Raw genomic sequence first — 12,297 nt, forward strand, 5'->3', positions numbered from 1 at the left:
ATCGGAGCGCCACTGCCGATGATGGGCGAACGGATCGGGCAAGGTGCGCCTGAGGTATGCGGCGTCCAGGAACACCACTCGGCGTTCCAGCTCCAGGCGAGGTCGGGGAGGCAGCTCCTGAAGGACCTGTTCCAGCACGTCGCGTGCATGCCGCACGTCATCGAAGGAACAACCGCGGCACGAGCACCGCGCGTACCGCGGATAGAGAGGTCCACATCCCCGCGGTGTCAGGAACTTTCGATACCGCCGCAACGCGCGTTCAGTGGCGCCGGGGTAGACGTAGTAGTCGCCGGAACGCCACTCCACCCGGTGTATCGCAAGACTGGTGGGGGCGGAGATCCCGTGGATCCGGTCAGAGGACAGGTCCTCCCAGGCACGTGGGCCACATCGTTCGGCGCGCAAGGCGCCCGGCCGTCTACGCGGCATCGGCCTTTCGGTGTGCAGTCATGGAGGTCATCATGCCAGCCCCCGTGTTCCTGCCATCGCTGGGCCGGAATAGCGGGACAGCCCTTGGGGGTGACGGAGGGGGTGTACGGCGAGGGGCGGTCGCCGTCGCGGTGTGAACCATGCCCGAACGGGAGCGCGGGGCCGCTCTCGCCGAAACCGTATCCGGCGGTGCAGTCGGCGGGGCCGTACCACCGCCGTCGAGGCCGCCGAACGGCTGCCGGAGCCGTACCGGCCCGCAGGTGCCCGCCTGGTTCCCGGCCCCCCGCCCGTCCCCCGTCCGGCGGCCCCTTCGGGGCCTCGGCGACGCCGTCCTGCCCCCACCCCGGCCTGTCGGCCGCCGAACGCGCCGGGCGCTCGGCGCACTTGGACACGTCGACCGAACGGGGCATGCGCTTCTACGAACGGCCCGGGTTGAGGGTCACGGCCGACGTACGCCTGCCGGGCAACGGGCCCCGGACGCCGCACGCGGGGGGGCACGTCGCAGGCCTTCGGCCGTTGATCGTCCGTCCCCGCCATGTCCCCGCTGGAGAGGGCCGGTTCGAGGCCATGACCAGTGGGTGCCGGGTCGGTCCGGCCGGCGGTCCGTCATGCCGAGACCGCCTCCGCCCCGGCGGACTCGGCGGCGCGCCGTCGGCGGTAGTAGTGCACGGTGATGACCCCGAGCAGCGGCCCCCAGGCGGCCAACGGCCAGTACGCGACGTAGAAGACGGCTTCCCGCCAGCCGTGCATGCCGAAGCCCGCGTCGCCCGACCCGTCGACCTTGTGGCCGAGGCTGATCATCGTCATCGAGTACGGCCAGAGCAGGGTGTTCACCGTCGCGCCCAGGCCGGCGGGAACGACCGCCGCGAGAATCGGTATCCGGCGGCCGCCCAGCCGCGGAATCCACCGGGGCCACCGCTCGCCCCACTCGCTGACCAGGCCGACCGCCAGGAACGCCAGGGCCTCGCTGGCCACGCTCAGCGCGATGACGTACCACCACTCGCCGCCGAACCACGCCGGCGGCGGGTCGGCGTCCGCCGCGACCTCCATGAGCGGCACGCGGAAGTCGACGCTCAGGATCCGCCAGAGGCCGGCGGGCAGGACCGTCAACGAGGTCGCGTACGCGGCCCACACGGCCCAGCGGGGTACGCCCGCCACCGTCCGGCCGTGCAGTCCTGCCGAGTCGCGGGCGCGAGCAGACATGAGGATCCTCCTGGTCCGGCCGTACCGCTGATCTGTGGCGGCGCCTGGTCGGTTCCACGATCCCGGTGGGCGCGGGGGCGGCACGTCCGCCCTGAGGACGGAACGGCTCACCCTCGCGGGGGAACGCGACGCTCCTTGAGAAGCAGGGAGGGGACGGTCGGCAGGCCCTGCCCGGACGCCGTCACCGGCGCGCGCCGGCGCTCCGGCGTCGCCTCGGGGCGACGGACGCCGCTTCCCGTGGCGGGAGATGAAGGACCGGATCGGGAAGGCCGTCCGGGTCAGGAACGGCCGGATCGGGAACGGCCGTCCGGATCGGGAGCAGCCGGACCGGAAACGGCCGCGCCGCAAAGGACCGGCTCGGAAACGGCCGCATCGCGAAGGACCGCATCACGAAGGGCCGGATCAGCTTCCTCGGCTCGACGCCCAGCAGGCCGCGCTCCCGCCCAGCACCGTCGAGACGACCCGTGTCACCCCGGGCGTCGCGCCCGCCACAGGACGAACAGGGCCGAGCCGACGGCGGCCACCCGGACGACGACCGGGAAGGTGTCGGCCAGGGCGGCGCCCAGTTCGCCCTGGGCTATCGGGTCGCCCCAGCGGTGTTCGAGACGCCCCCAGAGCCAGACCAGGGCGGCGCCCGCCGCCACGCCGGGGACGCCCATCACGGCCCACTTGGACTCGGCCTGGGTGAGCCTGCGCGTGACGTAGGCGAGGGCCCAGCCCGCGGCCATGACGAGCAGTTGCCCGAGCACCGCGCCGGCGACGAGCAGGATCGCCACGAGGGCGAGCATCGGGCTGATGGGGATGGTGCCCGCGGTGCCTTCCACGCCCGCCGTACCTCCCGCGCCTCCCGTACCGCCCGCACCACCCGCGCGGCGGAACGGGAAACGGCGGCGGGAACCCGCGGCGCCCGTCCCCGGCCCCGCCCCGGCCGGCGCCTGCTCGCCGACGCCGGCCGCCGGCTGGAGGGGGCCGCCGGAACGCTCGCCGGCCGCCGCGTCCGCCTGCCGCCGGGCGAGTTCCTCCGGGCCGGGCGGGGGCTTGAGCATGTCCGGGATCTCTATCCCGCCCGTGAAGCCGTGCGTCGTCCCGGTCCCGCCGCCCGCGTCGAAGGACGTCCGTTCCACCCGCCACCACTCGTCCGCCGCCCCGGCGGGAGCGGACGGGCCGCGCAGCTCCTCCTCCGTGGCGAGGTGCGGGGGCGCGCCCGCGTCGGGGAAGCGCACGGCGCTCGTTCCGGCGGCCACGTGCGCCCCGGCGCCGGCTTCCGCGCCCGCGCCCGGCTCGCCGCGCTGCGCGGGGACGCGGCCCGCGCTCCCCGCCCCAGCACCAACCCCAGCCCCGTCCGCCCGGCCGGCACCACCCGTCCCACCGGCACCACCCGCGCCGCCCGCGCCGGTCACCGCCTCGTCCGGCGTGCCCAGCCCGTCGAGGATGCGGCGCACGGCGGCAGGCGTCTCGGCGCCCTCGACCGCCCGACGCCGTTCGATCTCCGTACGCAGCCGGGTGACCAGGCGCATCCGGTCCCCGGACGTGAGGGACCGCCGCTGGGCTATGTCGCCCACCTTGCTGAGGTAGTCGTAGACGAGCTGATCGCTCTCGATCCCCACCACGTCCCCCAAGCTCCCCGGTCGCCTCCGACGCCTCGCCGCCGCCCGAACCCGACGGTACCCGGTCGTCCCCCGGCTGTCCGCGAGAACGGCCGGGGGCGCCCGGGAGGGCGAACGGGTGGGGATGAACGGGACCAACGGGACGTTCGAGGCGCGGGACCGGCGGGAAAGGTCCGCTCCGCCCGCTCCCCGACGGCGGTGGCCGTGTAAGCCGCGCAAGACGTCCGCCCGCCCGCCGAAGCGCGGGCCGCGGCCCCACCACCCCCGTCCCCTCCACCCGGTACCGTTAACAGAATGACCACTTCTCGGGAGACGGGCAGCGGCGGCGGAAGGGCCGGCGGAGGGCCGCGCACCCTAGCCGAGGAGCTGCGGGGGCGGCCCGACGAGGCGCTGGCGGGGCTGTTGCGGGCGCGGCCCGACCTGGTGAACCCGGTGCCGGGGGACCTCACCCAGCTGGCCACCCGGGCGGCGACGCGCGCGTCCGTGGTGCGGGCGCTGGACCGGCTGGACCGGTTCGTGCTCCAGGTCGCGGAGGCGCTGGCCGTGGCACCGGACCCGTGCCCGTACGAGCGGCTGGCCGGGCTGATGACGGGCGACGAACCGGCGGATCCGCGCGTCGCGGCCGAGCTGCCGCGCGCCGTCGCGGAGCTGCGGCGGCAGGCGCTGGTGTGGGGCGGGGACGACCGGCTGCGCCTGGTCCGTACGGCCCGCGAGCTGCTGGCGCCGTCCGCGAACCGGCCGTCCGCCACCGGGCTGGGCCCGACCGTCGCGGAGGCCACGGCCGGGATGTCACCCGGACGGCTGCAAAAGATCATCGAGGCGGCCGGGCTGCCCGCCACCCACGATCCGGTGACGGCGGTCGCCGCGCTGACGGAACTGTTCGAGGACCGCGCCCGGATGGCGGCGCTGCTGGCCCAAGCGCCCGAGGGCGCGCCGGCCGTGCTCGAACGCCTCGCCTGGGGACCGCCGTACGGCACGGTGACCGCCGAACCGGCTCCCCACCTGCGCTGGCTGCTGGACCGGGGGCTGCTGCTGCCGACCGGGCCCGGCGGCGTCGTCCTGCCCCGCGAGGCGGCGCTGCACCTGCGCGGCGGGCGTGCGCACCGCGCGCCCGAGCCGGAGGCGCCCGCGCCGGCGCCCGTCACCGCGTACGCGCCGGAGTCGGTGGACGCGACGGCGGCCGGGCAGGCGTTCGCGGCGCTGGCCGCCGTCGAGGAGCTGCTGTCGGACTGGGAGACCGCCGGCCCGCTGGTGCTGCGCGCGGGCGGGCTGAGCGTCCGCGACCTCAAGCGGGCCGCGACCGTCCTGGACGTGCCCGGTCCCGTCGCCGCGTTCTGGGCCGAACTCGCTTACGCGGCGGGCCTGTTGGCGTCGGACGGGGACGTGGACGAGCGGTACGTCCCCACCCCGGCGTACGACGAGTGGCTCGACCTGCCCGCCGCCGAGCGCTGGGCGTGGCTGGCCGGCGCCTGGCTCGCCACCACCCGTACCCCCGGCCTCGCGGGCACCCGGGACGCCAAGGGCCGCACGCTGTCCGCGCTCGGACCGGACCTCGACCGGTCGCCCGCGCCGGAGGTCCGGCGCCGCGTCCTCACGCTGCTCGCCGGGCTTCCGGCGGGGGCGGCCGTCCCCGCCGACGCGCTGCTCGCGCGCCTGGCGTGGGAGCGGCCGCCACGGTTCGCGGGGGTGGGGGCGGCGGGAGCGGCGGGCCCGGCAGGCGCTCCCGGCACCCCCTCCGAGGACCTCCGGTCCCGCCTCGCCCGCTGGGCGCTCACCGAGGCCGAACTCCTCGGCGTCACCGGCCGCGGCGCCCTCTCGGCCCCCGGCCGCACTCTGCTCACGCACACGGCCCACACGACCCATCCGACCCCCGAGCGCCCCTCCCCGTCGAACACCGTCCCCGGCCGCACCCCGCGCGCGGAGGCCGCCGCGGCCGCCGCCCTCGCGCCGCTGCTGCCGGAACCGCTCGACCACGTCCTCGTCCAGGCCGACCTCACCGCCGTCGCGCCCGGCCCGCTGCACCGCCCGCTCGCCCAGCGGCTCGCCGTGCTCGCGGACATCGAGTCCAAGGGCGGCGCCACGGTGTACCGCTTCACGCCGGACTCGGTGCGGCGGGCGCTGGACGCCGGGCAGGCGGCGTCCGACGTCCTCGCCTTCCTCACCGAGCACTCCCGCACCCCGCTGCCCCAGCCGCTCGTCTACCTCGTCGAGGACGTGGCCCGCCGCCACGGCCGGCTGCGCGTCGGCGCGGCCTCGTCGTACCTGCGCTGCGACGACGAGGCGACGCTCGCCGAGATCCTCGCCGACCGCCGCTCGGCCGCCCTGCGGCTGCGCCGCCTCGCGCCGACCGTCCTCGCGGCCCAGGCCGCGCCGGACGCGCTGCTGGAGGGGCTGCGGGCGATGGGGTACGCGCCGGCGGCGGAGTCGGCGGAGGGCGACGTCGTGGTCACGCGCGCCGACGCGCACCGCACTCCGCCGCGCACGCCCCCCGCGCCCGTCCCCGACGGCCCGCCCGCGCCCGACGACACGCTGCTCGCCGCCGCCGTCCGGGCGGTCCGGGCCGGCGACCGCGCCGCCACGGCCGAACGCAAGCCGTCCCCCGCCGCCGAGGCCCAGGCCCCGGCCGCGACGGGCGCCGCCGCCCTGCCCCGCACCACCTCCGCCGAGACCCTGGCCACCATGCAGGCGGCCGTCCTGACCGGCGCCGCCGTGTGGATGGGCTACGTCAACGCGGAGGGCGCGGCGAGCCAGCGCGTGATCGCGCCCGTACGGGTGGAGGGCGGTTACGTCACGGCGTACGACCACACGACGGACGAGGTGCGGACGTTCGCGCTGCACCGGGTCACGGGGGTGGCGGAACTGGCGGAGGAGCACGCCTCCTGAACCTCTGCGACTACACCTCCGCGACGAGGAACTGCTCGGCCCGGGGCGGGCGGAGACCGTCCGGGCGGCCGGCGAAGTACCGTTCCGCCAGCTCGTCCGGCGAGACGTGCACGGCCTTCGCGAACCCGGCCTCCAGCGCCGCCCGCCGCATCTCCTCGGGCGCGTAGAGGCTGACGAACGGGGTGCCCGACGCGGCGGCGTTGCGCATCGAGGTCTCCTGCACCTGCCGCTGGTCCGGTTCGAGCAGGTCGAGCGGCGGGAGGAACGTCGACGCGAACACGGAACCGGGCGCGAGCCCGGCGGCGGCCTGCCGGAGCGTCGCGACGTTGGCCTCGTGGCTCAGGTACATGCTGACGCCGGTCGACGCGACGACCGCCGGCGCGGCCCGGTCGAACCCGGCGGCGGCCAGCCGCTCCCACCACGAGTCGCCGCCCTCGAAGTCGACGGGCACGAAGGTCAGCCACGGCGGCGTCACGTAACCGAGCTCGGCCAGACGCCGCCGCTTCCACGCCTGCGTGCCCGGCTGATCCACCTCGAACACCCTTATGCCGGCGAGGGTTTCGGGGCGCCGCTGGGCGAAGGTGTCCAGCCCCGCGCCGAGAACGACGTACTGCGCCACCCCGCCGTCCGCGGCACGCTCGGCGACGAGGTCCTCGACGAACCGGGCGCGCGCGACGACGGACGCGCGGACGCCGGCGACGCCCGGCATGGTCATGTCGCCGCGCTCCCGCCAGCCGGGGCCGGGGTCGGCGAGCTCCAGCCCGATCTCGTCATCGAGCACGTGAGGGGGCGCGTCGGCCTGCACGTGCAGCGCGCGCCAGAGGGCGACGCGGACGGCGGTGTGGTCGGGGACGGTGCGCTGCCGCTCAGCCATGGTGTTCTCCGTGCCGCCCCGAGAGCGGCGCTTCGAGCGCGACGGTCCGCCCGTCGGGGTCGAGGACCAGCGCCTGCCGCACACCCCAATGCGTCGGCGTGAACGGCCGGGCGAACTCCGGCGCGCGAGCGGGCGCGAACGCGTCGGCGTCCGCGACGGTCAGCACGGGCCTTGTCACGAGCTCCCGTTCATGCTGCTCGACGATGAACACGTACGGCCCGCCGGCCGGGTGCTGCCACTGGCCGGAGCCGTGGTCGGTCTCCAGCACGCCCTCATATCCCAGCGACTTCCAGAACGCGGCGGTCGCACCGTAGTTGCGGGTCTCGACGAGGAACCCCTGGATGCCGTCAGTCGTGCCGTCATGCGTCGTCATGCGCACTCCCCTCCCCGGCGCCCGCGTCCGCCGCGAGGCGCCGGAAGTACTCGGTCAGGGCCGTCTCGACGATCGAGGAGAGCGATCGTTCGGTGTCGACGGCGTGGTGTTTGACCTCTCGGATGAGGTCGGTGGGCAGGTAGACGTTGAACTGCTTCACCTGGCGATCGGCGGGCATGGCTAGGATGCTAGCAATCTAGAGTGGGGGTGGGAAGGGTGCCCCGGACCCGCCCTTTCTCCGTTTCCTGGGGGCAAGCCCCCGGACCCCCTTTTCGCGGCTGCGCCGCTCGTCCTCAAACGCCGAACGGCCCGCCGCCGGGGGGGGAATCCCAGTAGCAAGCCGCGACGGGCGCTCAGGCGCGCTTACGCCATTTCCAGATCTCGGGCTACGGCCTCCCGGATGACCTCCTCCACGTCCTTGCCGTCCGCGTCAGCCCGGCGGATCTTGCCGTCCTCCCCGAAGAAGACGGCGAGTCGGGACGTGTCCAGTCGTCGTGCGCCCCGCTTGGCCGGAGCAACCTCCACGTACGCACCAGCTTCCAGGAGGAGGTCCCGCTTCCCCTCCACGTCCGCCGCCTTCCACAGTTCGCCGAACGTCCGACCCGTGGGCACTGCCTCCGTGCCCGCCGGCTTGGCGTTGCGCTGCTTCTCCTTCAGCGAGGCAAGGCGGTCCTCCAACTTGGCGTACTGGTCCGCGTAACGCTGCGCGCCGTCGTCACCCTTGAAGAGGCCCCGTTCGTACCGGTCCCTCTCAAGGTCGCTCAACGCCTCCTCCGCCTGGCGGATCTGCGGGCGGAAGTCCTCCCCGACGTGCTCCACCACGCGCACGACCTGCAAGCTCCCGAACTTCTCCAGGAACTGTCCCGTGACGTGCTCCTCCGTGTGCTCCGCCGGGACCGACGGGCCGTAGCAACCGCCCTGTTCGCCCGTGCGTTGCCGCTGCTTCAGGCGGCCGATGCAGCGGTAACGAAGTCTGCCTTTGGATGTGTAGGTGTACATCCGGGACGCGCACACACCGCAGTACAGGACAGCGCGCAGCAACGCCGTGTTGTGGCGGCGCCGTTCACCCGTCCCCGTGCGCCGCTTCAGCTCGTCCCGCAAGGCGTGCCATGTGTCCATGTCCAGGATCGGCGGGCGGGTCACGAGCGGCAGGCCGTCCGTGCGGAGGATCGGCTTGCCGTCTTCGATGACCTGCCCGAGGAGCTGCGGGCTCGTGAGGAGGCTCTTGAGCGTGGTCGTGTACCACTGCTTGGAGTCGGTGCGCTTGCCGCTGGTCTGCCGGGACGAGTGGCCGGGCGAGGGAACGCCGGCCTTGGTGAGATCCGTCGCGATCTTCATCAAGGAGTCCTTCTCAAGGACCCGCTCCACGATGTCCCGGACCGTCTTCGCCTCCTCCGGGTTCACCACCAGCACGCGCCCCGGGCCGTCCGGGTTCGGGGCCACCCGGTAGCCGTACGGGACGCGACCGCCCGTCCAGCGGCCTTCCCGGCGCAGGTGCTCGTGGGCGCTCGAGACGCGCATCCCTATCGTGTCCGACTCGAGCTCGGCGAAGACGGCGATCACCTTCGCCATGGCTCGTCCCATGGAGGACGTGAGGTCCAGCGGCTCACTCGCCGACGCGAGCGCCACGCCCTCGTTCTGTGTGATCTTCATGATCTCGGCGAAGTCCACCGTGGACCGCGCGAGACGATCGATTTTGAAGAACACGATCACGTCGAACTCTGCGAGCCGGGCCAAGATGCGCTGGAGTCCCGGACGATCAAGCCCCCGTGAGTAGCCGGAGACGTCGATATCCTCTTCGACGGCTATGACCTGCCAGCCCCTGGCCTGGCACAACGCCTCGCACGCCGCACGCTGGCGCTCCGGGGAAGTAGACTCTTCAGTTTCACGGGAAAGGCGGACGTAGACAGCAGCGCGCATACCGGGTGCGCTCGCTGAGACGCCTTTCGGGCGCCGGGCACGGGGCATGGCCCGCGCAGTGGCAGGTGTGGTGTCTGTCACGCGGCGATCCTATCTGCGGAGGTATGTGTGTCCTGCTTGATCGTCCAGTCGGACAAGACGCTCCTCCTGGAGGTCGACCACGAGCAGGCCGAGGCCTGCCGCCGGGCGATCGCGCCCTTCGCCGAGCTGGAGCGCGCCCCCGAGCACGTGCACACGTACCGGGTGACGCCGCTCGGCCTGTGGAACGCGCGGGCGGCCGGGCATGACGCCGAGCAGGTCGTCGACGCGCTCGTCACGCACTCCCGGTACCCGGTGCCGCACGCGCTGCTCGTGGACATCGCGGAGACGATGGCGCGGTACGGGCGGCTCAAGCTGGTGAAGCACCCGGTGCACGGGCTGGTGCTGGAGTCCACGGACCGGCCGGTGCTGGAGGAGATCCTGCGGTCGAAGAAGATCAAGCCGCTGGTGGGTGAGCGGATCGACCCCGACACCGTCGCCGTGCACCCGTCCGAGCGCGGTCAGATCAAGCAGTCGCTGCTGAAGCTCGGCTGGCCGGCCGAGGACCTGGCCGGGTACGTGGACGGCGAGGCGCACCCGATCGAGCTGCGCGAGGACGGCTGGGCGCTGCGCCCGTACCAGCGGCAGGCCGTCGACGGCTTCTGGCACGGCGGCTCGGGCGTCGTCGTGCTGCCCTGCGGGGCGGGGAAGACGCTGGTCGGGGCGGGGGCGATGGCCGAGGCGAAGGCGACGACGCTGATCCTGGTCACGAACACGGTCTCGGCGCGGCAGTGGAAGCACGAGCTGGTGAAGCGGACGTCGCTCACCGAGGACGAGATCGGCGAGTACAGCGGGACGCGGAAGGAGATCCGTCCGGTCACCATCGCCACGTACCAGGTGCTGACCACCAAGCGGAAGGGGATCTATCCCCACCTGGAGCTGTTCGACTCCCGCGACTGGGGTCTGGTCGTCTACGACGAGGTGCACCTGCTGCCCGCGCCGGTCTTCAAGTTCACCGCCGACCTCCAGGCCCGGCGGCGGCTCGGGCTGACGGCGACGCTCGTCCGGGAGGACGGGCGGGAGTCGGACGTGTTCTCGCTGATCGGGCCGAAGCGGTTCGACGCGCCGTGGAAGGAGATCGAGGCGCAGGGCTACATCGCGCCCGCCGACTGCGTCGAGGTCCGCGTCAACCTCACGGACGGGGAGCGGCTGGCGTACGCGACGGCCGAGGCGGAGGAGAAGTACCGCTTCTGCGCGACGACGGCCACGAAGCGGAAGGTCACCGAGGCGCTGGTGCGGCGGCACGCGGGTGAGCAGACGCTGGTCATCGGCCAGTACATCGACCAGCTCGACGAGCTGGGCGAGCACCTGGGCGCGCCGGTCATCAAGGGCGAGACGAGCAACGCGCAGCGCGAGAAGCTCTTCGACGCGTTCCGGCAGGGCGAGATCTCGGTGCTCGTCGTCTCGAAGGTCGCGAACTTCTCCATCGACCTGCCGGAGGCGACGGTCGCCATCCAGGTCTCCGGCACGTTCGGCTCCCGCCAGGAGGAGGCGCAGCGGCTCGGCCGCGTCCTCCGCCCGAAGGCGGACGGGCACGAGGCGCGCTTCTACTCGGTCGTCGCCCGCGACACCATCGACCAGGACTTCGCGGCCCACCGGCAGCGGTTCCTGGCGGAGCAGGGGTACGCGTACCGGATCGTGGACGCGGACGAGCTGCTGGCGGGGGACGACGCCTGAGGTCGCCCGTCCGGCGGGGAAGGCGTCACGCGGGCCCCGAGGCGAAGATGAAGGCGAAGACCACGAACACCACCGTGACGACGGTGATCACGATCGGCAGCAGGATCGTGACGGCCGCGGTGACCGTGAAGGTGAGGCGCGCGGACCGCATCGACTCCCGGTGCGGCAGCAGCCACGCCACCGCCAGGGCGAGGGCTCCCGCGAACAGCACGGCCGCCAGCGGCTCGTCGCCGATGACGAGGAACCCGTCGCCGAACGCGTACCACAGCAGCGCGGGGAGGACGAGGAGGGAGACGACGGCGGGCCCCTTCGCCCAGCGCTCGTCCCGCTCCCCGAGCCGCCGGTCGATCCCGCGGCGCAGCCGGCGGAACCGGCCGGTGGCGGGAGCGGCGGAGGAGGTCGCGGAGGGGGTTCTCGTGGTGGTGGATGCCATGCCGCCATTCCATCGGCGGGCGGCGGCGGGCGGATCGGGGCGCGTACTCAATCCGCGGGGGTAGGGGTACTCAGGCAGATGGGCCGGAGGGCGCGGCTCCGCTCGGTAATCTGGCCGAAGCATCGGCGACGGCACGGAGGGAACATTGCCCCGCGAGGATGTTTACGAGGTGCTGTACACGGAGCCCGCGGCGCGCGACCGTGACCGCCTCGACGCGGCGCTCAGGGCCTCCTTCGACAAGGCCGTGGAGCTGCTGGCGAGGGACCCCTACACCGAGCTGTCCCGTCCCGTCGGGGCCGGCGAGCAGGACCGGGAGATCCGTCTCACCTCGCAGATCGTCGCGGAGTACATGGTGTCCCGCGGGCGGCTGCTGCTGGTCGTGCTGCGCATCTTCGACGACGCGGACATCCTCCTCGTGGAGGACTGACAATCCTGTCGTCAGCGCTTGACCAGCGCTTCCTCCCCCTCGAAGCGGCCGAGGAGGACGACGCTGACGGCCGTGCCGGCGAACACCTTCACGGCGCGGAAGGCGTGGGAGAGGGCGGTGGCGGCGCCGTGCTCGGCGCCCTGGGCGGCTGAGGTGATCCCTGCGGTGGTCATGTACCCATGATGCGAGCCGCGCGGCCGCCGGACATCGCCCTCGCGGTGTAAACGCGGGAGCCCCGCCGTACGACTCAGGGATCATGCCTGCCCCTACGGGAGACGGACTCCGACCCTGAGAGCCGCCCGGGGGCGGGAAAGGCGCGAGAGGGGCGCGCGGAAAATCATTGGCGCCGCCCCGCCCCCGTCCGTAGACTCGCGGACTTCCGCCTCCCGCCGCGTG

The 12,297-nt window shown here is 73.8% G+C and carries 11 protein-coding genes; 3 read left to right on the top strand and 8 right to left on the bottom strand.

All coding sequences use genetic code 11. From position 1 onward, the window contains the following. Positions 1 to 1,032: 1,032 nt before the first annotated feature. Positions 1,033 to 1,629 (bottom strand): hypothetical protein, encoded by a 597-nt coding sequence (locus K7I03_RS13255; protein WP_185941492.1) that lies wholly within the window; start codon positions 1,627 to 1,629, stop codon positions 1,033 to 1,035. 467 nt (positions 1,630 to 2,096) lie between these two features. Beyond that, entirely contained in the window at positions 2,097 to 3,239 is a 1,143-nt protein-coding gene (locus tag K7I03_RS13260) for a hypothetical protein (protein WP_185941682.1), read from the bottom strand. 291 nt (positions 3,240 to 3,530) lie between these two features. On the opposite strand from K7I03_RS13260, the gene K7I03_RS13265 reads away from it, so the two are divergent. Then, positions 3,531 to 6,119, top strand: a complete 2,589-nt coding sequence (locus K7I03_RS13265) for a helicase-associated domain-containing protein (protein WP_185941493.1) — start codon at positions 3,531 to 3,533, stop codon at positions 6,117 to 6,119. A gap of 10 nt (positions 6,120 to 6,129) precedes the next feature. Here K7I03_RS13265 and K7I03_RS13270 read toward each other — a convergent pair whose 3' ends face one another. The 4 genes from K7I03_RS13270 to K7I03_RS13285 all read right to left on the bottom strand — a co-directional run bounded on the left by K7I03_RS13270 (position 6,130) and on the right by K7I03_RS13285 (position 9,367). Then, positions 6,130 to 6,993, bottom strand: a complete 864-nt coding sequence (locus K7I03_RS13270) for a class I SAM-dependent methyltransferase (protein WP_185941494.1) — start codon at positions 6,991 to 6,993, stop codon at positions 6,130 to 6,132. Continuing rightward, entirely contained in the window at positions 6,986 to 7,366 is a 381-nt protein-coding gene (locus K7I03_RS13275; RefSeq protein ID WP_185941495.1) for a VOC family protein, read from the bottom strand. The genes K7I03_RS13270 and K7I03_RS13275 overlap by 8 nt, the downstream gene beginning before the upstream one ends. Then, on the bottom strand, positions 7,353 to 7,544 hold the full coding sequence (locus K7I03_RS13280) for a ribbon-helix-helix protein, CopG family (protein ID WP_185941496.1): 192 nt from the start codon (positions 7,542 to 7,544) through the stop codon (positions 7,353 to 7,355). Before K7I03_RS13280 ends, K7I03_RS13275 begins: the two co-directional genes overlap by 14 nt. A gap of 185 nt (positions 7,545 to 7,729) precedes the next feature. Beyond that, positions 7,730 to 9,367, bottom strand: coding sequence for a recombinase family protein (locus K7I03_RS13285; protein ID WP_185941497.1), 1,638 nt, complete (start codon positions 9,365 to 9,367; stop codon positions 7,730 to 7,732). 27 nt (positions 9,368 to 9,394) lie between these two features. On the opposite strand from K7I03_RS13285, the gene K7I03_RS13290 reads away from it, so the two are divergent. Further along, positions 9,395 to 11,041 (top strand): DNA repair helicase XPB, encoded by a 1,647-nt coding sequence (locus K7I03_RS13290; RefSeq protein ID WP_185941498.1) that lies wholly within the window; start codon positions 9,395 to 9,397, stop codon positions 11,039 to 11,041. Positions 11,042 to 11,066: 25 nt separating this feature from the next. On the opposite strand, the gene K7I03_RS33815 is transcribed toward K7I03_RS13290, so the two are convergent. Continuing rightward, on the bottom strand, positions 11,067 to 11,474 hold the full coding sequence (locus K7I03_RS33815) for a hypothetical protein (RefSeq protein WP_185941499.1): 408 nt from the start codon (positions 11,472 to 11,474) through the stop codon (positions 11,067 to 11,069). 169 nt (positions 11,475 to 11,643) lie between these two features. Here K7I03_RS33815 and K7I03_RS13300 point away from each other — a divergent pair, with 169 nt between their 5' ends. Continuing rightward, the gene (locus K7I03_RS13300) at positions 11,644 to 11,901 is read left to right on the top strand and encodes a hypothetical protein (protein ID WP_398857122.1); all 258 of its coding nucleotides are present in this window, start codon (positions 11,644 to 11,646) and stop codon (positions 11,899 to 11,901) included. An 11-nt stretch (positions 11,902 to 11,912) separates the two neighbouring features. Here the strand turns inward: K7I03_RS13300 and K7I03_RS13305 are convergent, their stop codons facing one another. Continuing rightward, positions 11,913 to 12,074, bottom strand: a complete 162-nt coding sequence (locus K7I03_RS13305) for a hypothetical protein (RefSeq protein WP_185941501.1) — start codon at positions 12,072 to 12,074, stop codon at positions 11,913 to 11,915. Positions 12,075 to 12,297 lie beyond the last annotated feature (223 nt).

It is taken from the genome of Streptomyces mobaraensis (genome assembly GCF_020099395.1).
Classification (GTDB): Bacteria; Actinomycetota; Actinomycetes; order Streptomycetales; family Streptomycetaceae; genus Streptomyces.